Origin of the sequence: Pseudomonas fragi (assembly GCF_900105835.1) — a bacterium.
Classification (GTDB): Bacteria; Pseudomonadota; Gammaproteobacteria; order Pseudomonadales; family Pseudomonadaceae; genus Aquipseudomonas; species Aquipseudomonas fragi.
The window spans coordinates 3732110-3757363 of sequence record NZ_LT629783.1 but is presented as its reverse complement, the minus strand read 5'-3'; the positions used below and the strand labels follow the sequence as shown (position 1 = coordinate 3757363).

At 58.1% G+C, this 25254-nt stretch carries 26 protein-coding genes; 11 read left to right on the top strand and 15 right to left on the bottom strand.

Annotated features, from left to right (window positions below; all coding sequences use genetic code 11):
* Positions 1–314: 314 nt before the first annotated feature.
* A complete protein-coding gene (gene tyrS / locus BLU25_RS17190; RefSeq protein ID WP_016782393.1) occupies positions 315–1514 on the bottom strand; it encodes a tyrosine--tRNA ligase in 1200 nt (399 codons plus the stop codon).
* Between the two features lie 213 nt (positions 1515–1727).
* Between tyrS and BLU25_RS17185 the strand changes: the two genes are divergently transcribed.
* A complete protein-coding gene (locus BLU25_RS17185; RefSeq protein ID WP_016782394.1) occupies positions 1728–3137 on the top strand; it encodes a peptidoglycan DD-metalloendopeptidase family protein in 1410 nt (469 codons plus the stop codon).
* 3 nt (positions 3138–3140) lie between these two features.
* Complete coding sequence (locus tag BLU25_RS17180) at positions 3141–4232, top strand: anhydro-N-acetylmuramic acid kinase (protein WP_016782395.1); 1092 nt, start codon at positions 3141–3143, stop codon at positions 4230–4232.
* 75 nt (positions 4233–4307) lie between these two features.
* On the opposite strand, the gene erpA is transcribed toward BLU25_RS17180, so the two are convergent.
* On the bottom strand, positions 4308–4658 hold the full coding sequence (gene erpA, locus BLU25_RS17175; RefSeq protein ID WP_016782396.1) for an iron-sulfur cluster insertion protein ErpA: 351 nt from the start codon (positions 4656–4658) through the stop codon (positions 4308–4310).
* Positions 4659–4805: 147 nt separating this feature from the next.
* A complete protein-coding gene (gene argC / locus BLU25_RS17170) occupies positions 4806–5840 on the bottom strand; it encodes an N-acetyl-gamma-glutamyl-phosphate reductase (RefSeq protein WP_016782397.1) in 1035 nt (344 codons plus the stop codon).
* A gap of 133 nt (positions 5841–5973) precedes the next feature.
* On the opposite strand from argC, the gene hemJ reads away from it, so the two are divergent.
* From hemJ to coq7, 6 genes are all read left to right on the top strand, one after another.
* Positions 5974–6399, top strand: a complete 426-nt coding sequence (gene hemJ / locus BLU25_RS17165; protein WP_016782398.1) for a protoporphyrinogen oxidase HemJ — start codon at positions 5974–5976, stop codon at positions 6397–6399.
* A 30-nt stretch (positions 6400–6429) separates the two neighbouring features.
* A complete protein-coding gene (locus tag BLU25_RS17160; RefSeq protein WP_016782399.1) occupies positions 6430–7389 on the top strand; it encodes an NAD(P)H-dependent flavin oxidoreductase in 960 nt (319 codons plus the stop codon).
* 62 nt (positions 7390–7451) lie between these two features.
* A complete protein-coding gene (locus BLU25_RS17155; protein WP_016782400.1) occupies positions 7452–7967 on the top strand; it encodes a DUF805 domain-containing protein in 516 nt (171 codons plus the stop codon).
* A 76-nt stretch (positions 7968–8043) separates the two neighbouring features.
* The gene (locus BLU25_RS17150) at positions 8044–8832 is read left to right on the top strand and encodes an SDR family NAD(P)-dependent oxidoreductase (protein WP_016782401.1); all 789 of its coding nucleotides are present in this window, start codon (positions 8044–8046) and stop codon (positions 8830–8832) included.
* A 66-nt stretch (positions 8833–8898) separates the two neighbouring features.
* On the top strand, positions 8899–9237 hold the full coding sequence (locus BLU25_RS17145; RefSeq protein ID WP_083369746.1) for a histidine triad nucleotide-binding protein: 339 nt from the start codon (positions 8899–8901) through the stop codon (positions 9235–9237).
* Between the two features lie 118 nt (positions 9238–9355).
* Positions 9356–10003: a 2-polyprenyl-3-methyl-6-methoxy-1,4-benzoquinone monooxygenase gene (coq7, locus tag BLU25_RS17140; protein ID WP_016782403.1), complete on the top strand. Its 648-nt coding sequence runs from the start codon at positions 9356–9358 to the stop codon at positions 10001–10003.
* A 164-nt stretch (positions 10004–10167) separates the two neighbouring features.
* On the opposite strand, the gene speD is transcribed toward coq7, so the two are convergent.
* Both speD and BLU25_RS17130 read right to left on the bottom strand, forming a co-directional pair.
* Complete coding sequence (speD, locus tag BLU25_RS17135; RefSeq protein ID WP_016782404.1) at positions 10168–10959, bottom strand: adenosylmethionine decarboxylase; 792 nt, start codon at positions 10957–10959, stop codon at positions 10168–10170.
* A gap of 240 nt (positions 10960–11199) precedes the next feature.
* Positions 11200–11622, bottom strand: coding sequence for an OsmC family protein (locus tag BLU25_RS17130; RefSeq protein ID WP_016782405.1), 423 nt, complete (start codon positions 11620–11622; stop codon positions 11200–11202).
* A gap of 223 nt (positions 11623–11845) precedes the next feature.
* Between BLU25_RS17130 and crp the strand changes: the two genes are divergently transcribed.
* A complete protein-coding gene (crp, locus tag BLU25_RS17125; protein WP_016782406.1) occupies positions 11846–12490 on the top strand; it encodes a cAMP-activated global transcriptional regulator CRP in 645 nt (214 codons plus the stop codon).
* Here the strand turns inward: crp and BLU25_RS17120 are convergent.
* The 4 genes from BLU25_RS17120 to BLU25_RS17105 are packed head-to-tail and all read right to left on the bottom strand — an operon-like array spanning position 12487 to position 15720.
* Positions 12487–13188 carry a lipoate--protein ligase family protein gene (locus BLU25_RS17120; protein ID WP_016782407.1) on the bottom strand — a complete coding sequence of 234 codons (702 nt, stop codon included), beginning with the start codon at positions 13186–13188 and terminating at the stop codon, positions 12487–12489. The two genes, crp and BLU25_RS17120, sit on opposite strands and share 4 nt — an antisense overlap.
* Positions 13189–13234: 46 nt before the next feature.
* Positions 13235–14071 (bottom strand): indole-3-glycerol phosphate synthase TrpC, encoded by an 837-nt coding sequence (trpC, locus tag BLU25_RS17115; RefSeq protein WP_016782408.1) that lies wholly within the window; start codon positions 14069–14071, stop codon positions 13235–13237.
* Positions 14068–15117 (bottom strand): anthranilate phosphoribosyltransferase, encoded by a 1050-nt coding sequence (trpD, locus tag BLU25_RS17110; RefSeq protein WP_016782409.1) that lies wholly within the window; start codon positions 15115–15117, stop codon positions 14068–14070. Before trpD ends, trpC begins: the two co-directional genes overlap by 4 nt.
* Before the next feature lie 9 nt (positions 15118–15126).
* On the bottom strand, positions 15127–15720 hold the full coding sequence (locus BLU25_RS17105; protein WP_016782410.1) for an aminodeoxychorismate/anthranilate synthase component II: 594 nt from the start codon (positions 15718–15720) through the stop codon (positions 15127–15129).
* Positions 15721–16120: 400 nt separating this feature from the next.
* Here BLU25_RS17105 and estP point away from each other — a divergent pair, with 400 nt between their 5' ends.
* A complete protein-coding gene (estP, locus tag BLU25_RS17100) occupies positions 16121–18052 on the top strand; it encodes an esterase EstP (RefSeq protein WP_029611596.1) in 1932 nt (643 codons plus the stop codon).
* Positions 18053–18215: 163 nt separating this feature from the next.
* Here the strand turns inward: estP and trpE are convergent, their stop codons facing one another.
* The 3 genes from trpE to rpe all read right to left on the bottom strand — a co-directional run bounded on the left by trpE (position 18216) and on the right by rpe (position 21257).
* Positions 18216–19697 carry an anthranilate synthase component I gene (trpE, locus tag BLU25_RS17095; RefSeq protein ID WP_016782412.1) on the bottom strand — a complete coding sequence of 494 codons (1482 nt, stop codon included), beginning with the start codon at positions 19695–19697 and terminating at the stop codon, positions 18216–18218.
* 70 nt (positions 19698–19767) lie between these two features.
* On the bottom strand, positions 19768–20586 hold the full coding sequence (locus tag BLU25_RS17090) for a phosphoglycolate phosphatase (protein WP_016782413.1): 819 nt from the start codon (positions 20584–20586) through the stop codon (positions 19768–19770).
* Positions 20583–21257 carry a ribulose-phosphate 3-epimerase gene (gene rpe, locus BLU25_RS17085; protein WP_016782414.1) on the bottom strand — a complete coding sequence of 225 codons (675 nt, stop codon included), beginning with the start codon at positions 21255–21257 and terminating at the stop codon, positions 20583–20585. The genes BLU25_RS17090 and rpe overlap by 4 nt, the downstream gene beginning before the upstream one ends.
* Before the next feature lie 320 nt (positions 21258–21577).
* On the opposite strand from rpe, the gene BLU25_RS17080 reads away from it, so the two are divergent.
* Positions 21578–22036: an REP-associated tyrosine transposase gene (locus BLU25_RS17080; RefSeq protein WP_029611597.1), complete on the top strand. Its 459-nt coding sequence runs from the start codon at positions 21578–21580 to the stop codon at positions 22034–22036.
* Here the strand turns inward: BLU25_RS17080 and BLU25_RS17075 are convergent.
* The 3 genes from BLU25_RS17075 to BLU25_RS17065 form a co-directional block, all read right to left on the bottom strand.
* Entirely contained in the window at positions 22033–22857 is an 825-nt protein-coding gene (locus tag BLU25_RS17075) for an ABC transporter permease (protein ID WP_016782416.1), read from the bottom strand. The two genes, BLU25_RS17080 and BLU25_RS17075, sit on opposite strands and share 4 nt — an antisense overlap.
* A 10-nt stretch (positions 22858–22867) precedes the next feature.
* Positions 22868–24115, bottom strand: coding sequence for an ABC transporter permease (locus BLU25_RS17070; protein ID WP_016782417.1), 1248 nt, complete (start codon positions 24113–24115; stop codon positions 22868–22870).
* A 67-nt stretch (positions 24116–24182) separates the two neighbouring features.
* The gene (locus BLU25_RS17065; protein ID WP_016782418.1) at positions 24183–25223 is read right to left on the bottom strand and encodes an ABC transporter substrate-binding protein; all 1041 of its coding nucleotides are present in this window, start codon (positions 25221–25223) and stop codon (positions 24183–24185) included.
* Between the last annotated feature and the right edge of the window lie 31 nt (positions 25224–25254).

Sequence of the window (25254 nt, the reverse complement as noted above, 5' to 3'; positions counted from 1 at the left end):
TCTACAGCAGCCTCTGTTGCTGTCAAGCGGTTATTTTAAGATGTTTTCAAAGTTTCCTCTGTAACATCAACCACTTGCGCTTTCGATCTCTCGTTAGCGGGAGGCGAATTCTACAGCGTTACACGCTGCTGTCAACACCTCATTTCCTGCTTCGATGACTTGAAGCTGGCACCGCCGAAAACTCATCCAACTCATTGAAACTCAAGGAGTTTTCCGTTTCGACTGCGCCGGAAGTGGGGCGAATTATAGACAGTTACAAATGCGAGTCAAGGGTTAATTGAGCAAGCCTATCAATTAACCCCCAAACCCCGACCTTACTCGGCTTTCAGCGTGATTCGTGCGAAAGCCTTCTTGCCGGCCTGACACACATGGGTCGAACCCAGTGCATATATATAGGTGCGATCAACCACCTCACCATCGATACGCACACCACCCGAACCCAGCAGGTCGCGGGCCACTGCCGAGTTCTTCACCAGGCCTGCCTTATTAAGGACAGCTGCAATCGGCATATCCTCAGTAGCCGTCAGCTCGATCTCCGGCAGATCATCAGGCAGCTCGCCATCCTTCATGCGGTTACCGGCACCACGGTGGGCATTGGCAGCAGCCTCTTCACCGTGGAAACGGGCGACAATCTCTTCGGCCAGCTTGATCTTGATATCGCGAGGGTTGGCACCGGCCTCGACTTGCGCCTTGAATTCGTTGATCTCGTCCATGGAACGGAAGCTCAACAATTCAAAGTAGCGCCACATCAAGGCATCAGGAATGGAAACCAGCTTGCTGTACATCACGCCTGGCGCTTCCTGAATTCCGACATAGTTGCCCAGGGACTTGGACATCTTCTTCACGCCATCCAGGCCTTCAAGCAAAGGCATGGTCACAATGCACTGCGCTTCCTGACCGTAACCGCGCTGCAACTCGCGCCCCATCAGCAAGTTGAACTTCTGGTCAGTACCGCCCAACTCGACGTCCGCCTTGAGCGCAACCGAGTCATAGCCCTGTACCAGCGGATAAAGGAACTCGTGAATGGCGATAGGCTGATTGGTGGTATAGCGCTTGTCGAAGTCGTCGCGCTCAAGCATGCGAGCAACTGTGTATTGGGAAGTCAGGCGAATGAAGTCGGCAGGCCCCATTTGATCCATCCAGGTGGAGTTGAATGCCACCTCGGTTTTTGCCGGATCAAGAATCTTGAACACCTGAGTCTTGTAAGTCTCGGCGTTCTCGAGCACCTGCTCACGCGTCAGCGGTGGACGCGTTGCACTTTTGCCACTTGGATCACCGATCATTCCGGTGAAATCACCAATCAGGAAGATCACCTGATGGCCCAGCTCCTGAAACTGGCGCAGCTTGTTAATAAGTACGGTATGACCCAAGTGCAGATCGGGCGCCGTAGGGTCGAATCCGGCCTTGATACGCAACGGCTGGCCGCGCTTGAGTTTCTCGACCAATTCAGACTCGACCAGTACCTCTTCGGCACCCCGCTTTATTAGCGCTAGCTGCTCTTCAACCGACTTCATATCAGACCCGTAAGGCTCAAATTCAAAGGGAACCAACGATACAAGATCAGGGACTAATTACAAGTTCCGGCGGGCATACGGCTGACTATCCGCGCGCGAATAGCTCGCAGACTTGCTTCAAGGGCGATTTGGTTATATTTTATACAGTTATTTCATATTCAATGTGTCAGTCATCTTTTCCAATTCATCCTTATCTCAAAGTCAAAATCATCTATGACCAGTCAACCGCCTAAAGCGCCACCGCTTTATCCGAAGACCCACCTGCTTGCCGCAAGTGGTATCGCCGCCCTCTTAAGCCTGGCCTTGCTGGTATTTCCCTCCAGCGAAGTAGAAGCCAAACGAACGACCCTGAATCTGGAGCTGGAAACCCCGGCAGAACAACTGACACAAGAACAAGACGCTTCCGAGCTCGTTCAAGCCACAAATGAAGCGAATCCATCGCCATTTGCCCAGATCGAACAGCAGGACAGCGCACCGGTAGCGACCGCTACGGTCGAGCCTGAAGCGGCCCCCGCCCCCAGCCACCGCGAAGTGATTGTCAGCAAGGGTGATACGCTCTCAACCCTGTTCCAGAAGGTCGGCCTGCCCGCGACCTCCGTCCACGAAGTACTGGCTAGCGACAAACAAGCCAAGCAGTTCAGCCAGCTCAAGCACGGCCAGAAACTCGAATTTGAAATGAGCCCCGACGGCCAGCAGCTGAACAAGCTGCACAGCCAGGTCAGCGACCTTGAGACCATCACCCTCAACAAAACCGCCAAAGGCTATACCTTTCGCCGCGTAACGGCCCAGCCAACCATGCGCTCGGCGTATGCACACGGCGTGATCAGCAGCTCCCTGTCTGTTTCGGGCCAGCGCGCGGGCTTGCCGCACAGCACCACGATGGATATGGCCAAGGTGTTCGGCTACGACATCGACTTCGCCCAGGACATTCGCCCAGGCGACCAGTTTGAAGTGATCTACGAGCAGAAAGTGATCAACGGCAAAACCGTTGGTACCGGCAATATCCTCTCTGCCCGCTTCACCAACCGCGGCAAAACCTTCACTGCCGTGCGTTACACCAACAAGCAGGGCATCAGCAATTACTACACCGCTGATGGCAACAGCATGCGCAAGGCATTTATCCGCACACCCGTAGATTTTGCCCGCATCAGCTCGCGCTTCTCCTCGGGCCGCAAGCACCCGATCCTGAACAAGATCCGCGCCCACAAAGGTGTGGATTACGCTGCGCCGCGCGGTACCCCGATCAAGGCGACCGGAGATGGCAAAGTGCTTTTGGCCGGCCGTCGCGGCGGTTACGGCAACACCATCATCATTCAGCACGGCAACACTTACCGTACGCTTTACGGGCACATGCAAGGCTTTGCCAAGGGCGTGAAGACCGGCGGTTCGGTCAAGCAGGGTCAGGTAATCGGCTATATCGGTACCACCGGCCTTTCGACTGGCCCGCACTTGCACTACGAGTTCCAGGTAAATGGCGTACACGTTGACCCTCTGGGCCAGAAGCTGCCGATGGCCGACCCTATCGCCAAAGCAGAGCGCACTCGCTTCCTGCAGCAGAGCCAGCCATTGATGGCGCGCATGAACCAGGAAAAGGCCACCCTTCTGGCCTCGAGCAAGCGCTAAGCCATGGCCCTCTATATAGGTGTGATGTCCGGAACCAGCCTGGACGGTATGGACATCGCCCTTATCGAGCTGGGCCATAGCATCGAACTACGCGCTACTCATTACATCCCCATGCCGCAAGCTCTGCGTAGCGAGCTGCTTGGCTTGTGCGCCAGCGGCCAGGATGAAGTGGCTCGCTGTGCAATCGCGGAAAACCACTGGGTCGAACTGGCCGCGCAGGGCGTCAACACGCTCCTGGCACAACAGCATCTGTCCCCGGCAGACATCCGCGCGATAGGCAGCCATGGCCAGACCATTCGCCATGAGCCCGCCCGGGGCTTTACCGTGCAGATCGGTAATCCGGCGCTGCTGGCCGAATTGACCAACATCTGCGTCGTCGGTGACTTTCGACGTCGTGATGTGGCTGCCGGTGGCCAGGGCGCGCCTCTGGTTCCAGCTTTCCATGAAGCCTTGTTTACCGATGAGAGCGGCAACAGAGCAGTACTCAACGTAGGCGGTTTCAGCAACTTAAGCCTGATAACAGCTACTACTCCCGTTGCCGGCTTCGACTGCGGCCCGGGCAATGTCCTGCTGGATGCCTGGATACAGGAACAACGCGGCGAGCTTTATGACCGCAATGGTGACTGGGCTGCAAGTGGCAAGGTTGAGCCACTGTTGCTCAACGCCCTGCTCAGCGACCCGTTCTTCCAGACCAAGGGCCCCAAAAGCACGGGTCGTGAGGTGTTCAACCTCGCATGGTTGAAACAGCATTTGTTCAACCTGCCCACCTTCCCTGCCGAAGACGTTCAGGCAACCCTGCTGGAACTTACCGCACAGACCATCGTGCAATCGCTGCGCACTGCCCAGCCCCACACGGACGAACTGCTGGTATGCGGTGGCGGCGCCCATAATGCGGCCTTGATGGCCCGCCTTGGCGAATTATTGGCACCCGCTCGAGTAAGCAGCACCCAGGCCAAAGGCGTGGACCCTGACTGGGTTGAAGCAATGGCCTTTGCCTGGCTTGCTCACTGTTGCCTGCAAGGCATCCCCACCAACCGCCCCAGCGTTACCGGCGCACGCGGCCTTCGCGTGCTGGGCGCCATTTACCCCGCCTGACGCTCCCCACCAAACCCCAGACAGCAAAACGCCGCGTAGTTACGCGGCGTTGAGCTTGAAGCCTGTTCGATGGGATCAGATCGAGAACGACGAGCCGCAACCACAGGTGGTGGTGGCATTAGGGTTCTTGATCACGAAGCGCGAGCCTTCCAGACCTTCCTGGTAATCCACCTCGGCACCCGCCAGGTACTGGAAGCTCATCGGGTCAACCACCAGGCTTACGCCTTCGCGCTCAACCAGGGTGTCGTCGTCGGCCACTTCTTCATCGAAGGTGAAGCCATATTGAAAACCGGAACAACCGCCGCCCGTAACGAATACGCGCAATTTCAAACGATCATTACCCTCTTCATCGACCAGGCTCTTCACCTTGTGCGCAGCACCTTCGGTGAATTGCAAAGCCATGGGGGTGAAGGATTCGACGCTCATGCTGACTATCTCCCGGCGTTATGCCGCCATAATGCGTGATGAAGCGCATTATCCGCTTCTCCTAGAAAAGCGGTCAACTATTCATAAGTAGCAACGGCAAGTGAGCCTCTGCCCACTTGCCGCTTGAAGGGTGAAACCCCGTCGCCGTTAAGGCAGCATCCCGGCATGGGACAAGCCCAGACGCTCATCCAGACCGAACATGATGTTCATGTTCTGCACGGCCTGGCCAGACGCGCCCTTGACCAGGTTGTCGATGACCGACAACACCACCACCAGGTCGCCGTCCTGTGGACGATGCACCGCAATCCGGCACACGTTGGCACCGCGAACGCTACGGGTTTCCGGATGGCTGCCGGCCGGCATCACATCGACGAAAGGCTCATTGGCGTAGCGCTTCTCGTACAAGGCCTGCAGATCAACCGAGCGATCGGTCACGGTGGCATACAGCGTGGAGTGGATACCACGGATCATCGGGGTCAAATGAGGAACAAAGGTCAGCCCCACATCCTTACCAGCTGCGCGACGCAGACCCTGACGAATTTCTGGCAAATGACGATGACCTTTAACAGCGTACGCCTTCATGCTTTCTGACGTTTCAGCATACAAGGCACCGACACTGGCACCCCGGCCAGCACCGCTCACACCCGACTTGCAGTCAGCAATCAACTGCGAAGTCTCGGCCAGACCGGCTTCCAGCAAAGGCAAGAAGCCCAGTTGGGCTGAAGTCGGGTAGCAGCCAGGTACGGCGATCAAACGGGCCTTCTTGATTTGCTCGCGGTTGACTTCCGGCAGTCCGTAGACAGCCTCATCCAGCAGTTCTGGTGCGCCGTGCGGCTGGCCGTACCACTTGGCCCATTCTTCAGCGTCCTGCAGACGGAAGTCGGCCGAGAGGTCGATGACCTTGGTGCCTGCAGCCAGCAGTTCGCCAGCCAGAGCATGGGCTACGCCGTGGGGAGTGGCAAAGAACACCACATCGCACGCACCCAGGGTTTGCGTGTCCGGCACACTGAAGGCGAGGCCGTCGTAGTGGCCGCGCAGGTTGGGATACATGTCGGCAACTGGCAGGCCAGCCTCGGATCGAGAAGTGATGACAACCACTTCAGCCTGCGGATGCTGTGCCAGCAAACGCAGCAATTCGACCCCGGTGTAACCCGTGCCGCCGACAATACCGACCTTGACCATAACCTGCCCTCAACGAAACCACTGGAAAGCCTTCGATAATAGGGTCAGCGCGCCCCTGCGACAACCGCCAAGGTGACTCACAGGCGCTCTACTACTACTATTTGATCTACCGTGAACCTGGGAATAACTAAAAATGCTTTATCTATGGCTAAAAGCCTTCCACATCATCAGCATCGTCTGTTGGTTTGCTGGCCTGTTTTACCTGCCACGCCTGTTTGTTTACCACGCACAAAGCGAAGATTCTGTCAGCAAAGAGCGATTCAGCGTCATGGAACGCAAGCTGTATCGCGGCATCATGGGCCCGGCAATGATTGCCACACTGATTTTCGGCGGCTGGCTGTTGTGGCTCAGCCCCGGCTTTCTCAGCCAGGGCTGGATGCATGCCAAGCTGACACTGGTGTTTCTGCTGATCGGCTATCACCATATGTGCGGCGCGCAGGTCAAGCGCTTTGCCCGCGGCGAAAACACGCGCACTCATGTGTTCTATCGCTGGTTCAACGAAGTGCCGGTGGTGTTCTTGCTCGCTATCGTAATTCTGGTGGTGGTCAAACCGTTTTAAACTCACGTCCTGACGATCCGAGGTTATCCAATGTCGCTGCCCGCCCTGCTTGAACAACGCTTGCGCCTGCCGGTAGTTGCCGCGCCCATGTTCCTGATTTCCAACCCGCAACTGGTGCTGGCCTGCTGTCGCAACGGCGTGGTGGGCAGTTTCCCGGCACTCAACCAGCGCGAGAGCAGCGGGTTCAAGGCCTGGCTGGAAGAAATCGAAGCCGGCCTCGCCACATTGGATAACCCTGCGCCCTACGCCGTGAACCTGATTGTGCACAACAGCAACCCTCGGCTGCAGGCGGACCTGGCGATCTGCATCGAGCACAAGGTGCCCATCGTCATCACCAGCCTGGGCGCCGTCAAAGAGGTAGTGGATGCCGTCCACAGCTATGGCGGCCTGGTGTTCCACGATGTCACCACCCGCCGGCATGCCGAAAAAGCTGCAGACGCCGGGGTCGACGGGCTGATTGCCGTTGCCGCCGGTGCCGGTGGCCATGCTGGCACCTGGAGCCCGTTTGCACTGGTGGCCGAAATCCGTCAGTTCTTCGACAAAACCGTGCTGCTCTCCGGTTGCCTGAACCACGGCCACGAAATCCTGGCAGCACAGATGATCGGCGCCGACCTTGCCTACCTCGGCACGCGCTTTATCGCGACCCAAGAGAGCCATGCGCCTGACGCCTACAAAGAGATGCTGCTGGCTTCACGCGCGGCCGATATTATCCACACCCCTGCCGTGTCAGGGGTGCCCGCCAGCTTTATGCGCCAAAGCCTGGAAAACGCAGGTTTCGACCTCGCGGCGCTGCAGGGCAAAAGCGAGACCAAGCTCAAACCGCTGACCGACGAAGCCAAAGCATGGAAAACCGTCTGGTCTGCGGGGCAAGGCGTAGGAGAAATCCACGACCTGCCAACCACCGATCAATTGATCGCACGCCTTGATGAGGAATACCGCAAAGCGCTCAACCTCACGTCGAGGCTGGGCCAACAGTGGCCCCATCACTGACAGTAACCAGCCCGCCAATCCCGGCGGGCTTTTGTTGAACACACCCGGACAAGGAAGCCACCATGCCCGAGCTGAGCCTGGACAAGACACCTCAAGAGCAGTACGCACCACTGGACCCTGTGGGCTTCAGTGGCCGGATCGGGCGTTTGCGGCTGCTGGCCTGGAGCATGGTCATCAGTATTATCGCCGCGGTGACATCACTTCTGGTGCTGCTCGCGGTCAAGGTCTCCCCCACGCTTGGCATGACCTGCGGTGCAACCCTCACTCTGGCCTACTTCATTGTCAGCCTGAGAATCGGCGCCCAGCGCTTGCATGACCTCAACTGGTCCGCCTGGATGCTGTTGTTGCATCTGGTACCGGTGGCCAACCTGGTGCTGACCCTCTTGATGCTGTTGATGCCCGGCACGCCCGGCCCCAACAAGTACGGCCCGCCGCCACCGCCCAACAGCCGGGCTGTCAACGTACTGGCCGCGATCACCATCTTCTTGATTGGATTGGGCATTTGCGCAATGGCCGCGCTCCTTGCTTTGGGCCTGATGACTGCAGTGATCAACGCAGTCAACGGCAACAGCCTGTAGACTGCCAGCCTTAATGAACGAGTTAACGCCAGGGACATCATTGTCACCGGACTGTACCGTTGCAATGGAGAACAGCATGACCCGTTACGCTTTAATCACTGGCGCCACCAGCGGCATTGGCCTGGCCTTGGCCGAGGCCCTGGCCCGGCGTGGGCGCAGCCTGATTTTGGTGGCCCGCCAACGGGATGCGCTGGAAACCATTGCCCTTGAGCTGACCCAGCGTTTCGGTGTCGAAGTGTTGTTCCGTGCCTGTGACCTTGGCGAGCCCCTGCGCCTGTCCGGCTTTTTACTGGAACTCGAAGAAGGCGACCGCCAGATCGACCTGCTGGTCAATTGTGCCGGCATCGGCACTTGCGGCCCGTTCCTGGCCCATGACTGGAGCGCAGAGCAAGACCTGATCGAACTCAACGTACTGGCACTCACCCGCTTGTGCCACGCCATCGGCAACATGATGGCCGTTCAGGGCGGCGGGCAGATTCTCAATGTGTCCTCGATCGCCGCCTTCCAGCCCGGGCCGTGGCTGAGCACCTACTTTGCCAGCAAGGCCTATGTGCTGCACTTTTCCGAAGGCTTGCGCGAGGAAGTGAAAAAAACCGGCATCAAGGTGTCAGTACTTTGCCCCGGCATCACCCGCACCCGCTTTTTTGATGCGGCCAAGATGAATACCGATGCCATCAAGCAAAGCACCAGCGCCATGACCCCTGAAGAAGTGGCGCTCTACACGGTGCGAGCACTCGACAAGAACAAGGCGATCATTATTCCCGGGCGGCGCAACCGCTGGATCACGCGCTTGCCGCGCTTGCTCTCACGCTGGATGACGCGAAAAATTGCCGCCTCCGTTAACAAATCCTACTGCCCTCGTTAACGAGGCTGGGCGTAACTGGCTGCCCTGAGTACACTCAGACCGGACTTCACTCACGGAGACACAGCTTTGGATACTCTGTTCACCAAGATCATCAACCGTGAAATACCCGCCAAGATCATCTACGAAGACGATCAAGTGCTGGCTTTTCACGACATTGCCCCGCAAGCACCGATCCACTTTCTGGTTATCCCGAAAAAGCCGATCCGCACGCTTAACGACCTGACCGAAGAAGACAAGCCGCTGGCAGGTCATATTTTGTTCACGGCACAGCGCCTGGCCAAGGAACTGGGCTGCGAAGACGGTTTCCGCGTGGTAATGAACTGCAATGAAAAGGGCGGCCAAACCGTCTACCACATTCATATGCATGTGCTGGGTCAACGCCAGATGAACTGGCCGCCGGGCTGATTGACCGCGGATCCCGACGCGCGAGCCCCGCGGCTCTCGCGTTACCCCCTGATCCAACGCAAACCCCGACCGCCCGATTGGGGTAAACTGACCGCCGTGATTTTTTCCGGAGGTAAGCATGACTACCCAACGTCACTACTCGCCGATTGACCGTCTTCTGTTACAAGCCGACACCGCCTTGCGCACGTTGCTGCCCTTCAGCGGCCAGCCGCATCGGCCGTCACCGGCCATCGTCAAGCCTGAAAACCCGCTGGCCCCACAGGCCAAGCGTCATGTTGCCGGCCTGATGCGCATCAACCATACCGGCGAAGTGTGTGCCCAGGCCTTGTACCAAGGCCAGGCGCTGACAGCCAAGCTGCCCCATGTGCGTGAAGCGATGGAGCATGCTGCTGAAGAAGAAATCGATCACCTGGCCTGGTGCGAACAGCGCATCCGCCAGCTGGGCAGCCATCCCAGCGTGCTGAACCCGTTGTTCTACGGCATGTCTTTCGGGATCGGCGCCGCCGCAGGGCTGATTAGTGACAAGGTGAGCCTGGGCTTCGTTGCTGCGACTGAAGACCAGGTGTGCAAGCATCTGAACGAGCATCTTGAGCAACTGCCGCCGGAGGACGAAAAGTCCCGGGCGATCCTTGAGCAAATGCGCATCGACGAAGAACAGCACGCCGAGTCTGCGCTCAATGCCGGAGGCTTTCGCTTCCCTGCCCCGGTGAAGTTCGGCATGAGCCTGATGGCCAAGGTCATGACCAAAAGCACCTACCGGATCTGACAGCACAACCTTTGTGCAAGCAGGCTGGCTTGCAATTCAAGCGTCGCGGCCTTCGTGTCGAACCGTGGTGAGGCCATCGCGAGCAAGCCCGCTCCCACAGGGGGGCTGCGAAGCAAAAAAAAGGCGGCTACCACACGGTAGCCGCCTTTTTTTGTGCCGAGAATTTACGCCATGTTGCGCGCGTAGAAAATCTCGAGCATTTCGTGCTTCACCCGCTCAGTCACCTGGGCGCGCTGTTCAACCGACAGATTGCTGGTGGCATCGCCGAACAGGTAGTTATCCAGTTCGAACTCCTTGAGCAGCATCTTGGTGTGGAACAGATTTTCCTGATACACATTCACGTCGGTCATCTGGTAACCGTCGCGGGTGTCTTCGGAGAGGTAGTTCTGGATCGAGTTGATCTCGTGATCGATAAAGTGCTTTTTGCCTTCCACGTCACGGGTAAAACCACGCACGCGGTAATCGACAGTCACGATATCCGAATCAAACTGATGGATCAGATAGTTGAGAGCTTTAAGCGGTGAAATAACGCCGCACGTCGACACGTCAATATCCACACGGAAGGTTGCAATACCGTCTACCGGGTGGATCTCCGGGTAGGTATGTACCGTGATATGACTTTTGTCGAGATGAGCCAGGATGGTCTCGGGCAGCGGGCCTGGGGACTCTTCGATCTGGCTTTCGGTAGGAATTACCGGCTGCTCGGAGATCAGAATCGTCACGCTGGCGCCTTGTGGGTCGTAATCCTGACGGGCAATGTTCAGGATGTTGGCACCAATGATATCAACCACATCTGTAAGGATCTGCGTCAGGCGCTCTGCGTCGTACTCTTGATTGATGTACTCAACATATGCCTGCTGGTCTTGCGGGGTTTCCGCATAACAGATGTCATAGATGTTGAAGCTCAAGGTCTTTGTCAGGTTATTGAACCCGTGGAGCTTGAGTTTGCTTTTCACCGTTATAAAACTCTCTATGTCGATGCGGCTCGGCCGCGTGATCCAGCATGCCCGTCAAGTGCGTGGGACGCACCTGCGTAGGACGGTTAACACCTCTTCGCGATGGCGATTTTGGTTATCTGTTCGGACATGTGGCCGGGATTATTCCCCGCCACTACCCTGAAAAAAGTGGCGCATTATGCAGACGTCAGCGACTGATCGCCAGAGTCTGCAGCGCATTTATGAAAATTGAATGTCCGCTCAGGCCAGTTCAATAATTTCATAATCATGGCTGATGGCAACCCCCGCCGCGCCGAGCATGATCGATGCCGAGCAATACTTTTCGGCCGACAGTTCGATGGCACGCTTGACCTGGGCTTCTTTCAAGCCACGGCCCTTGACCACAAAATGCAGGTGGATCTTGGTGAACACCTTGGGATCTTCAGTGGCGCGCTCGGCCTCCAGAAACGCTTCACAGCTCTCCACCGCCTGACGCGACTTCTTGAGAATGCTCACCACGTCAAAGTTGCTGCAGCCGCCTAGGCCCAACAGCAGCATTTCCATCGGGCGTACACCCAGGTTGCGACCGCCGCTCTCAGGCGGGCCATCCATGACAACAACGTGGCCACTGCCGGATTCGCCCAGAAACATGGCTTCTCCCGCCCATTGAATGCGTGCCTTCATCGCCCAGACTCCACTGTTTTAAAAGGGGCGCCAGCTTAGCACAGGGCCGGAAACGGATAAGTCGCTACACTGAAGCGTTTCTCCGACAAGCCATACCGAAAATTCTGCAAACCCCACAGAACCTGTCTGGTAAGCTGGCGCCAAATCGCTGGCGCCAGCCAGCGAGCGCTCTATATAAAAAATAGATCTAACCCTTACTGTGCCAGCTTTCCGGGAAACAACCATGGTTGCTCTTACTCCCATACCCAAGATCAAAAACCTCGACAAGTTTTTGACTTTTTGCCAGCGCAAACGCTACCCAGCCAAGAGCAATATCATCTGCGCTGGCGAGTCTTCGCACACCCTGTTTTTCATTATCAAAGGCTCGGTAACGGTCTTGATTGAAGACGAGGAAGGCCGTGAAATGATCATTGCCTACCTCAATAGCGGCGACTTTATCGGCGAGCTGGGTTTGTTCGAACAGGCAGGGCAAGAGCAGACGCGCAGCGCATGGGTTCGAGCCAAGACTGAATGCGAAGTTGCTGAAATCAGCTACCCGAAATTCAGAGAATACACACAGCAAGAACCGGAAATTCTTTACGCTTTAAGCGGCCAAATCGCACAGCGCTTGCGCAACACCACGCGCAAGGTCGGGGATCTGGCGTTCTTTGATGTCACTGGAAGAGTGGCTCGCTGTTTGCTGGAACTGTGCAAGCAACCTGATGCCATGACCCATCCCGATGGCATGCAAATCAAGATCACCCGTCAGGAAATTGGCAGGATTGTTGGCTGTTCGCGCGAGATGGTCGGCCGTGTACTCAAGAGCCTGGAAGAACAGAACCTGGTGAACGTCAAAGGCAAGACGATGGTGGTGTTCGGCACACGTTAACCCTTGAGCAAGGGCGCCAGGATCTGTTGATAACGGGCACTCAGGCGCTCAAAGAAGTCCGGGGCTGCAAAGGCCTCGTGCAGCGCGATATGGCTGTCGGCAAGGCAGCGTTGCTCCAGATCGCACAACACATTGAAGCGATTGACCGCAGCCACCATCGACTCACGCTCGTTATCCACCAGCAATGCACCGTGTACCAGGCCGACAGGTCGTTGCCCGCCTTTGCTCTGGCGCCAGCGCTGGGCGGTGCCGACCAGTTTTCGGGCATTGAGATTGACGTTGAAGCGGCCATCGCAGAAAGCGCCCTCAACTTCCCCCAATGAGGCCGTACCACCCAGTTCGGTCAACAGATCGCAAATTGGCTCGCACAGTCGACGATAGGCCATTTCGATGCGACCGTGATCGCCTTCACTGGGCAAGGGCGCATACACCAATGCGATATTGACGGTCGATGCCGATTGCGGGACGGGTTCGCCGCCGGTTTCACGCAGCAGGATCGGCCAGCCACTGGCAGCCAGTTCGACACTGGCCTGCGCAAAGCCCGGCAGGCGGCTCAGGCGCCGCGGCATGACCAGCGCCCGGTCAGTGGGCTGCCAGAACAATACTGCGGCCTGCAACTCCCCGGCACAGACCGAGGCCAGTAAATCCTGTTCGGCCTTGAGGCCGGCTTCGACGGTGAGTTGCTGAATGGGTGTCATGGGATTCCTTATCAGACACTGAGCCCTTGTGGGAGCGGGGATTGAGTCAATCCAGGGTCGAGCCCGTCACTGCTACAGCACGCTCCGGGAAGAACAGACGCTGCAGCTCATTACCCGGGTTCTCGGCACGCATAAAGGCTTCGCCCACCAGGAACGAATACACTTCGCTGATTTCCATCAGTTCCACATCTGCGCGGTTGAGAATCCCGCTTTCGGTAATCACCAGGCGATCACGGGGCACACGCGGCAACAGGTCGAGGGTGGTTTCCAGGCTGACTTCAAACGTATGCAGGTTGCGGTTGTTGATACCCACCAACGGTGTGTCGAGGGTTTTCAGCGCGCGCTCAAGCTCATCGCCATCATGGACTTCAACCAGCACATCCAACCCGACACTTTTGGCTACAGCCGCCAGTTCGGCCATTTTCACGTCGTCCAGCGCGGAGACGATCAGCAGCACACAGTCGGCGCCCAATGCCCGGGCTTCGACGATCTGGTACGGGTCGATCATGAAGTCCTTGCGAATCACCGGCAAGGAGCAGGCCGCACGCGCCTGCTGCAGGTATGCATCGGCGCCCTGGAAGTAGTCGATATCGGTCAGCACGGACAGGCAAGTTGCACCGCCCGCCTGGTAGCTCTTGGCAATCTCGGCAGGCACGAAGTGCTCGCGAATCACGCCTTTGCTCGGCGAAGCCTTTTTGATTTCGGCAATCACTGCGGGCTGTTTTGTCTTGGCCTGCGCCAGCAAGGCACTGGCAAATCCACGAACAGGATCAGCCTGAGCCGCCAATCGCTCAAGTTCAGCCAGGCTTACCCGCGCACTGCGCTCGGCAACTTCCTGAACTTTACGCGCCAGAATATTTTCCAGAACGGTTGGCACACTCATGCTTCATTCTCCTGCTTGAAAATAGCGGTAAATGCGCCCAGCTCTTCGAGCTTTTCCCGGGCCAGGCCGGTATGCAGCGCGTCGTGAGCCAATTCCACACCTTCTTTGAGTGTGTAGGCAAGGTCCGCAGCGTACAGAGCAGCACCTGCATTGAGTACAATCATTTCAGCCGCTTTCTGGCCAGCTTCGGTTTTGCGTCGCCCCAGGGCATCACGGATCAGTTCCAGCGATTGCTCCGGGCTGTCGACCACCAGGCCAAACAGGCTTTGGCTCTTGATGCCAAGGTCTTCAGGCTGGACCCAATATTCCTTGATTTCACCTTTATGCAATTCCGCCACAAAGGTCGGGGCTGCCAGGCTGAACTCATCCAGGCCATCCTGCGAATGCACCACCAGCACATGCTTGCTGCCCAGACGCTGCAACACTTCAGCCAGAGGCCGGCACAACGCCTGGTTGAACACGCCGACCACCTGATGCAATACACCAGCCGGATTCGTAAGCGGGCCAAGCATATTGAACAGGGTGCGCAGGCCAAGATCACGACGGGGGATGGCCGCATGCTTCATGGCGCCATGATGGCATTGCGCGAACATAAAACCGATGCCCACACTGTCAATGCAGCGGGCGACTTGAATCGGGGTCAGGTTCAGGTACACACCGGCCGCTTCCAGCAGGTCGGCACTGCCGCTTTTACCGGATACAGCGCGGTTGCCATGTTTGGCCACCGTGCAACCGGCCGCCGAAATCACCAACGCCGAGGCGGTGGACACGTTGAAAATATTCGCGCCGTCGCCGCCAGTGCCGACGATATCGACCACACCGTCCAGGGTATTGAGTTCAACCTTGTCTGCCAGCTCGCGCATCACGGTGACGGCACCGACGATTTCGTCGATGCTTTCGCTCTTCATGCGCATGCCCATCATAAAGGCGCCGATCTGCGCCTCGGTGCATTGACCGGTCATGATGTCGCGCATCACATCGCGCATTTCATCGGTGGTCAGGTCGAGGTGCCCGACGATACGGTTCAGGGCTGTCTTGATATCCATGTGAAGTCCTTAGCGCGTGCCGCCGGTTTGTTTAAGAAAGTTGGCAAACAGTTCATGACCCTGTTCGGTCAGGATCGACTCGGGGTGAAACTGCACCCCTTCGATGTTCAGCGTCTTGTGGCGCAGGCCCATGATCTCGTCGACCGAGCCATCCTCAAGCTGCGTCCAGGCGGTCAGCTCCAGGCAGTCCGGCAGGGTTTCGCGCTTGACCACCAGCGAGTGGTAACGGGTGACGGTCAACGGATTGTTCAGGCTCTGAAACACCCCGGTATCGAGGTGATAGACCGGGCTGGTCTTGCCGTGCATCACTTGCCGGGCGCGAACCACATCACCGCCAAAGGCCTGGCCGATGGACTGATGGCCCAGGCACACGCCCAGGATCGGCAACTTGCCGGCAAAGTACTGGATGGCTTCGAGGGAGATGCCCGCCTCGTTCGGCGTGCAAGGGCCGGGCGAGACCACAATGCGCTCGGGCTTGAGCGCTTCGATCTGGGCCACGGTCAGTTCATCGTTACGCACCACCTTGACCTCGGCACCCAACTCGCCGAGGTACTGCACAACGTTGTAAGTAAAAGAGTCGTAATTGTCGATCATCAGCAACATGCTGCTAAACCTCTGAATTCACTGACATTCAAAACTGTTTTCAGAATGCATGACCCGCAGTTTCGATTGCTGGATTGAACACACCAACCGAGGGGGGCAGCCATTCAGGAAAACGCAGGGGGCAGGTCCGGCGGGGCCGGCAGAGAAATATTAGGCGCGCCAACGCCAACGGCCTTGGGCCTTGAGAACTCGCATAAAGAGTTTGCTGATGATCAACACAGGAAGGGTCTCATTTCTACGTCATGGCACAGTAACGTAGCCGTGCGACAGGTGCAACACGGGGCAGCAAATACGGGGAAAAACACCCTTTAAGTACTTTGTGACATTGTTTTACATGAAACATTTAATACAGTTTGTTTTGCTAATGTCTGCGCCCCAAACAATAAAAACAGGTCATCACATGCGCAGGCTCTCCCTACTCATCCCCTTGGCGGGATGCATCCTGTCCGTCGTCAGTGAACGTGCCATAGCAGCACCCTCGCCGTATTCCACCATGATCGTGTTCGGCGACAGCCTGAGCGACTCGGGGCATTTTCCAGGGGTCGGCACAGGTATGCGCTTCACCAACCGCACCGGGCCGACGTACAGGGATTACCGGGGGGAGGAATATGCTGCAGTAACGCCCACGCGGCTGGGCACCCAACTGGGGATCGCCCCCGCAGACCTGCGCCCGTCCACTTCGCCGGGCAACTCTCTTGCAGGGGAGCCCGACGGCAACAACTGGGCGGTTGGCGGCTATCGCACAGACCAGATTCTCAATTCCATCAAGACCGAGTCAAAGGTCGCCATCCCGGATGACTGGTCCTTCGTCGGCGGCTACGTCCTGCGCAGCAAGCCTGGTTACCTTGTGCAGAACAGCTTCACGGCTGACCCCAAGGCGTTGTATTTCATTTCAGGCGGCGGTAATGACTTTCTCCAAGGCAAGGTCACCAACCCCGCCGAGGCAGGCCAAGCCGCACAAAGCCTGGCGGCAAGCGCCCACACCCTGCAACAGGCAGGGGCACGCTACATCATGGTCTGGCTGCTGCCCGATCTGGGCCTGACGCCAGCCGTTTACGGTACACCCACCCAGGCTGGCACCAGCGCCCTGAGCGCCCTGTTCAATCATGAGCTAACCCAGCAACTGGCGCAGATAGACGCCGAAGTGATTCCCCTCAATATCCCGCTGCTGCTGCGTGAAGCCATCGCCGACCCCGCCCGTTATGGCCTGGCACTGGGGCAGGACCTTGTCGCGACCTGTTTCAACGGCGAAGAGTGTACGGAAAACCCGCAGTACGGCCTCAACAGCGCAACCCCCAACCCGGCCAAACTGCTATTCAACGACTCGGTACACCCCACCGAGACAGGGCAACAGCTGATTGCCGACTATGCCTACTCATTGCTGGCCGTGCCGTGGGAGCTGACCTTGTTACCCGTTATGGCCCAAGGCTCGCTCAACGCCCATCAAGACCAGTTGCGCAACCAATGGGCTGGCGACGACGGTCAATGGCAAGCCATTGGCCAGTGGCGAACGCTGCTCGCCGGTGGCGGGCAACGCCTGGAAATCGACAAGCAGACCACGGCCGTGAAGGCAGATGGCAAAGGCTATAACCTCAATATCGGCACCAGCTACAGGCTGGATGACAACTGGCGATTTGGCATTGCCGGCGGGTTTTACCGGCAACGCCTGGAAACCGGGGCTAATAAATCGGACTACAAGCTCAGCAGCTATCTGGGTAGCGTGTTTGCCCAATACCAGCACAATCACTGGTGGGGGGATGCGGCACTGACGTTGGGCAGGCTGGATTACGACAGCCTGAAACGAAAATTCGCGCTTGGGGTGGGTAGTGATATGGAGCAAGGCCAGGCTGAAGGCCATTTGCGAGCATTGAGTACACGCCTGGGTTATGAAATCGCACAGGCATCTGACCTGTGGCAGCTCTCCCCCTTTATCAGCGCCGATTACTCGCGGGTGGAAGTTAACCGCTATGAAGAAAAGGGCCGGCGCTCCACTGCATTGAACTACGAAGAGCAGACACTTGTTTCAAATCGCTTGGGCGCGGGTTTGCTCGCCAGTTACCAGGCCACCCCACAAACGCTGTTATTTGGCGAGGCCGCCCATGAACATGAGTTCCAGAGCGATACCCAGCGCCTGAACATCGCACTCAACAGCCTACCCGACAATCGCTTCAAGCTCGAGGGCTATACACCACCCAGCAACCTTGCCCGTGTAAGCCTGGGGGTCAGCCACAGATTGACTGCCGACCTTGTGCTGCGGGCGGCTTATAACGCGAGAAAGAGTGATGGGGTAACGCAACAGGGCGCCACTATCGGGGTGAGCCTGAACTTCTGATAAACAGAAGCTCTTCGTAGCAGCTGCCGCTGGCTGCGTCCGGCGGCGAAGCCGTCGTAAAGTCTGCCAACTCGGTCTTTCAGATGAACCGGGCTGTCAGAATTTACGATCGCTTCGCAATCGCACGCACCCTTCGCCAGCGGCTACGGCACAGGGCGCGCAATCAATCCCGCGGGGTTTGCTCGGCCAGGGCCACGGCGCGGAACATCGCACGGCGCTTGTTCAGCGTCTCTTCCCATTCCAGGGCCGGGACCGAGTCCGCGACAATGCCGCCACCGGCCTGCACATGCAGTTCACCGTTCTTGATCACCGCAGTACGGATGGCAATCGCCGTGTCCATATTGCCGTTCCAGGCGAAGTAACCCACCGCACCGCCATACACACCGCGCTTGACCGGCTCCAGCTCGTCGATGATTTCCATCGCACGGATTTTTGGCGCACCGGACAACGTGCCCGCCGGCAAAATCGCCCGCAGGGCGTCCATCGCCGTCAGCCCGCTTTTCAGTTGGCCAGTGACGTTGGACACAATGTGCATCACGTTGGAATAACGCTCGATCACCATCTTCTCGGTGAGCTTGACCGAACCGATTTCTGAAACGCGACCCGTATCGTTACGGCCCAGGTCGATCAGCATCAAGTGCTCGGCGATTTCCTTGTCATCACTGAGCAGGTCCTCTTCGAGCGCCAGATCGGCCTCTTCAGTCGCGCCGCGTGGGCGTGTGCCGGCAATCGGGCGTACGGTGATCAGGTTGTCTTCAACCCGTACCAGCACTTCCGGCGAGCTGCCCACGACGTGGAAATCACCGAAATTGAAGAAGTACATGTACGGCGTCGGGTTGAAGCAGCGCAGCGCACGGTACAGGTCGATCGGTGCGGCCTTGAAATCGATGGACATGCGCTGCGACGGCACCACCTGCATGCAGTCGCCGGCCAGGATGTAGTCCTTGATGGTATCGACCGCTTTTTCGTAGTCAGCCTGGGTGAAGCTGGAACGAAACACCGGGTCCGCTGCCTGCTGTGCAGTGAAGTCCAGGCCACGGCGCGGTGCAATTGGCTGGCGCAGTTGTTCAAGCAGCGCTTCAAGGCGGGCCTGGCCTTCTTCATAAGCATCAGGCTGGGCCGGGTCGACCAGCACAATGGCGTGCATCTTGCCGGCCAGGTTATCGAACACCACCACGGCGTCCGACACCATCAGCAGAATATCCGGCACGCCCAGTGGATCAGGGTTCGGGCACTTGCCCAGACGCTTCTCCACATAACGCACGCAGTCATAACCAAAATAGCCCACCAGGCCACCGTTGAAACGCGGCAAACCGGCGATGGTCGGCACGTTGTAGCGGGCCTTGAATTCTTCAACGAAGGTCAGCGGGTCTTGCACTTCGCAGGCTTCGATCTCGACACCGTCATGGGTCACGCTGACCTGGTGATCATGCACACGCAGCACGGTGCGGCATGGCAGGCCAATGATCGAATAACGCCCCCACTTCTCACCGCCCTGCACCGACTCCAGCAAATAGGAGTTGGGCTGATCGGCCAGTTTCAGATAGATCGACAGCGGCGTGTCGAAGTCAGCCAGGGTTTCGCGGGCAAGGGGGATACGGTTATAGCCGGCAGCGGCCAAACGCAGGAATTCTTCGCGGATCATGAGGTGCCTCGTGGTCTGAGGGTAAAACGGTCAGGTGTGCAAACGTGCCGACTCAGCGGCCAGATTCAAGTCAGGCGCGCCAACGCCAGCGGGCCAGGGCCTTGATGACTTTCATCCAGAGTTTGCGAGTGACCACCACGATGGAATCTCTTCGAGAGGAGGGAACAGAATTGCCCAACGTTATCTCAGGCGCAGATTCTAAGCAACCGGCTATCAGCTCTTGCAGATTGTCGATCACCATATCCGGTGACTCTTCTTCAATCGGGCGACCGTGGTTGTAGCCGTAGCTCAGCGCGACGCAACGCACACCGGCAGCCTTGGCCGCCAGTACGTCATTGCGTGAATCACCGATAAACATCGACTGGGCCGGGGTGGCGCCCGCCATTTTCATCACGAACAGCAGCGCAGCCGGGTCGGGTTTTTTCTGTGGCAGGGTGTCACCACCGATGATCCAGCGAAAAAACCGCCCCAGCTTCAATTCATCGAGCAGGGGAGCGACAAAGCGCTCAGGCTTGTTGGTGATCAGGGCCATTTCAACGCCCTGCTTTTGCAGCCACTTGAGGCTTTCACGCACGCCGGGGTAAACCGTGGTGTGTGCATGGCCGCCGTCGTAGGCGTCCATGAAAATCTCCAGTGCATGCTCGGCCTCGACGTCATCGACGCCGCTGCCGTCCATATTGTCGGCCAGGGCACGGCGCACCAGCATGGGCGCGCCGTTGCCGATCCACAACCGCACGTTTTCGATCCCGGCGGGTGGGCGGCCCAGCTTGAGCAGCATGGTCTCCACGGCATCCGCCAGATCCGGCACTGAATCAATCAGGGTGCCATCCAGATCGAACATCACCAGTTTTGGCAGCTGCCCCTGGAGTAGCTGCTCAAAGCGGCTCATGGGCGGGCCAACGCAAGCTCGGCGCGCATTTTTTGAATGACTTCTTCGTAGTTCGGCGTGTTGAAAATCGCGGAACCGGCGACAAAGGTGTCAGCCCCGGCTTCAGCGATTTCACGGATATTGCCGACGTTTACGCCGCCGTCGATTTCCAGGCGAATCTCGCGACCGCTGGCATCGATCAGCGCACGGGCTTCGCGCAACTTGTTGAGCGTGCCGGGAATGAATTTTTGCCCGCCAAAGCCCGGGTTGACGCTCATCAGCAAGATCATGTCGACCTTGTCCATCACGTACTTGAGCACATCCAGCGGGGTTGCCGGGTTGAACACCAGACCTGCCTTGCAGCCGCCTTCGCGGATCAGTTGCAGGGAGCGGTCGATGTGCTGGGTGGCTTCGGGGTGGAACGTGATGTAAGTGGCGCCGGCTTCGATAAAGTCGCCGATGATGCGGTCGACCGGGCTGACCATCAGATGCGCATCGATGGGTGCGGTGACGCCGTACTTGCGCAGGGCGGCGCAGACCATCGGGCCGATGGTCAGGTTGGGTACGTAATGGTTGTCCATGACATCGAAGTGAACGATATCAGCACCCGCGGCGAGTACGTTGTCCACTTCTTCGCCGAGACGGGCGAAATCGGCAGAAAGAATCGATGGGGCAATAGCGAAGGGCTGCATGACGCACCTTTTAGTGGGCTAAACACGGTGGCGCGCATTGTATACCGCTGGCTATGTGCCGCACACCGTAGCAGCGATGATTGGCCCACCCATACCACCCGACCTCCCGTAGCAGTTGCCGAAGGCGACGTCCGGCCGAAGGCCGTAAAACCGTCCTCCCTATCTTCCAGAAACATGCGTTACCGATTTACGAGCGCTTCGCACTCGGACGCAGCCTTCGGCAGCTGCTACGAAAGACGCAATATCTGGTTAATAGTTACTTCAATGGCATGTTCGGAAGTGATCTAGGTTTAGAAAACACAGTAACGGAGGGCAATGGATTGCCAATCTCAAAGAACGCTTACCGCCTGCGTATCGGCCGTCACTCCGAATGCGGTCGTCTTTATCTGCTAACGACTATCACCCAGCAACGTCAGCCAATTTTCAAAGACTTCCATTTGGGTCGCCTTGTGGTGGAACAGTTCAGGCAGGCGCATGACGACGGAGTCGTAATATCGAAGGCATGGGTCGTGATGCCGGACCACTTCCATTGGCTGGTTGAATTAAAAGATAAAACACTGGGGGAGTTGATGTGCCGTGTGAAATCACGCAGCAGCGTCAGCGTCAACAAACGGGCCAACACCCGCGAGCGAATTTGGCAAAAGGGCTACCACGACCGTGCCTTGCGCAAGGAAGAAGACATAAAAGACATAGCCCGCTACATCATCAAAAACCCGATCCGCGCCCAACTGACCACGCGGATCGGTGATTACCCCCTGTGGGATGCCTGCTGGTTCTAGGCCTGCGCCGTGCGCAGTTTCTCGCTACGCCCGCGCAGCCACTCCAGCGTCAGCAACAACACCACCGAAAACGCGATCAACAAAGTCGCCGCCGCAGCGATGGTCGGGCTGAGGTTTTCGCGAATACCACTGAACATCTGCCGTGGCAGGGTCGCCTGCTCCGGCCCCGCCAAAAACAGGGTGACCACCACCTCATCGAACGAGGTGGCGAACGCAAACAACGCCCCCGAAATCACCCCCGGCGCAATCAACGGCAAGGTCACCCGGCGAAACGCCGTCAACGGCGATGCCCCAAGGCTGGCAGCCGCCCGCACCAGGTTATGGTTGAAGCCCTGCAAGGTGGCCGACACGGTAATGATCACAAAGGGCACGCCCAACACCGCATGCACCACGATCAGAGAGATATAGCTGTTGCCCAGGCCCAACGGGGCAAAGAACAGGTAACTGGCCACACCAATGATCACCACCGGCACCACCATCGGTGAAATCACCAGCGCCATCACCAGGGCCTTGCCCGGGAAATCCCCCCGGGTCAGGCCGATCGCCGCCAGCGTGCCAAAGACCATCGCCAGCACGGTCGCAGCCGGGGCCACGATCACGCTGTTTTTCAGGGCCCGCATCCATTCGGCCGAGGCAAAGAAGTCCTGGTACCAATGCAGCGAAAAACCCTGCAGTGGATACACCAGAAAACTCCCCGAATTGAACGACAGTGGAATAATCACCAGCACCGGCAAAATCAGGAACAACAGGATCAGCCCGCAAAGAATGCGCAAGCTGTAGAACCAGACCCGTTCAACGGGTGACATGTAGGGGCTCAGCATGGCGTTCTCCTCAGCTCAGGCGCAGGCGGCTGGCGCCTACCAGCCAGTTGTACATCAGGTACAGCACCACGGTGGCCAGCAGCAGCAAGCCGCCCAATGCCGTCGCCATGCCCCAGTTGATGCTGGTGTTGGTGTAGAACGCCACGAAGTAACTGACCATCTGGTCGTTCGGGCTGCCCAGCAGGGCCGGGGTGATGTAGTAGCCAATGGCAATGATGAACACCAGCAGGCAGCCCGCGCCGACACCAGCATAGGTCTGCGGGAAATACACCCGCCAAAAGCTGGCAAACGGATGACATCCCAGCGAGATCGCAGCCCGCATATAGGTCGGCGATATACCTTTCATCACGCTGTAGATCGGCAGAATCATGAAGGGCAACAGGATATGCACCATCGCGATGTACACCCCGGTGCGGTTGAACACCAGCTCCAGCGGCTTGTCGATCAGGCCCATGCTCAGCAGCGCGCTGTTGATCAGGCCACCCGATTGCAGCAGCACGATCCACGATGCCACCCGCACCAGCACCGAGGTCCAGAACGGCAGCAGCACCAGGATCATCAACAGGTTGCTCTGGCGTGTCGGCAGGTTGGCCAGCAGGTACGCCAACGGGTAAGCCAGCACCAGGCAGATGCAGGTAATCACAAACCCCATCCAGAACGTACGGGCGAAAATGTCCAGATAGATGGACTGGTCCGGCGTGGCCTGGGCGATCTCACCCAGATCGTCGATGCGGTGATCCACCGCTGCCAGCAGGTAAAACGGGGTCACGCTGGAACTGTTGCGCTTGATCGCCTGCCAGTATGCGGGGTCGCCCCAACGCTCATCGATCCCTTCCAGCGCATCTTTATACGATTCGGGCGCGGCCTTGAACGGCAACGCCTTGGCGGTTTTCATCAGCAGGCTGCGGTAGCCGGCCAGTTCCATGTTCAGACGCTTGGACAAATCGCCCAGGACTTGATTCTTGCGCGCCTCGGCCAGGTCTTCACTCAAGGCCCGGTACACCGGCTCCGCGGGCAAGCCCTTGGCGTCCCAGTCTTGCACGGCCACCACGGTGCGCGGCAAGCCGTCGACGACTTCCGGGTTGCCGACGCTTTTATAAAGCAGGGCCGCAATCGGGACCAGAAACACCAGCAGCAAAAAAATCACCAGGGGTGCAATCAGCGCCTGCGCCTTCCAGCGGTTGACCCGCTCGGTATGCGCCAGGCGCTTCTTCAAGGTGGGGCTGGAGACCTCGTTCAGGGGAACGGCGACGGCCATGGCGAACTCCGAAAATCTTTAAACGATGGCGGCGCACCCTCTCGGGCACACCGCATGTCAGCGCTGCTTACTTGGCAGCCCAGGCGTTGAAGCGTTGCTCCAGTTGCTCACCGTTGTCCGCCCAGAAGCTGACATCGATCTGCACCTGGTTGGCGATGTTTTCTGGAGCCGTTGGCATGTCGGCCTGCACCTCTTTAGGCAGCAAAGGCATGGCCTCCTTGTTGGCCGGGCCGTAGGCGATGTTTTGCGAATAAACGCTCTGCTGCTGTGGCTGCAAGGTGAACGCCATGAACTTCTTCGCGGCGTCGGCCTTGGCTTTGCCCAGGCCTTTGGGGATGGCCCAGGCATCAAAGTCGTAGATGCCGCCGTTCCAGACGATTTTCAGGTTGCTTTCTTTTTGTACCGCCGCGATGCGGCCGTTGTAGGCCGAACTCATCACCACGTCACCCGAGGCCAGGTACTGCGGTGGCTGGGCGCCTGCTTCCCACCACTGAATGCTCGGCTTGAGTTCGTCGAGTTTCTTGAAGGCGCGGTTCTGACCGTCCTTGCTCGCCAGCACGGTGTAAACATCTTTGGGCGCGACACCATCGGCCATCAAGGCAAATTCCAGGGTGTACTTGGCGCCTTTGCGCAGCCCGCGCTTGCCCGGGAAGGTTTTGGTGTCCCAGAAATCCGCCCAACTGGTGGGAGCGGTTTTCAGTTTGTCGGCGTTGTAGGCCAGTACCGTAGACCACACGAAGAAGCCCGCCCCGCAGGACTGAATCGCGCCTTTGACGTATTGCTCAGGGTTACCGAACAACGCAGGGTCCAGCGGTTCGAACATGTCCTCGTCGCAACCGCGGGACAGTTCCGGGGACTCCACCTCGACCAGATCCCAGGAGATGCTTTTGGTGTCGACCATGGCCTTGATCTTGGCCATTTCACCGTTGTATTCCCCGGCGATGATCTTGCCGTCGCCCTTGGCTTCCCAGGGGGCGTAGAACGCCTTGACCTGGGCTGCCTTGTTCGCGCCGCCAAACGACACCACGGTCAGATCGGTTGCGGCCAGTGCATTGGCCGCGAACAGCAGGCCCAGACTCAGGGCCGTGAACTTGAAGGATGTATGCATTGTTGTTCTCCACTGTGCAGGGTTGGTGAAG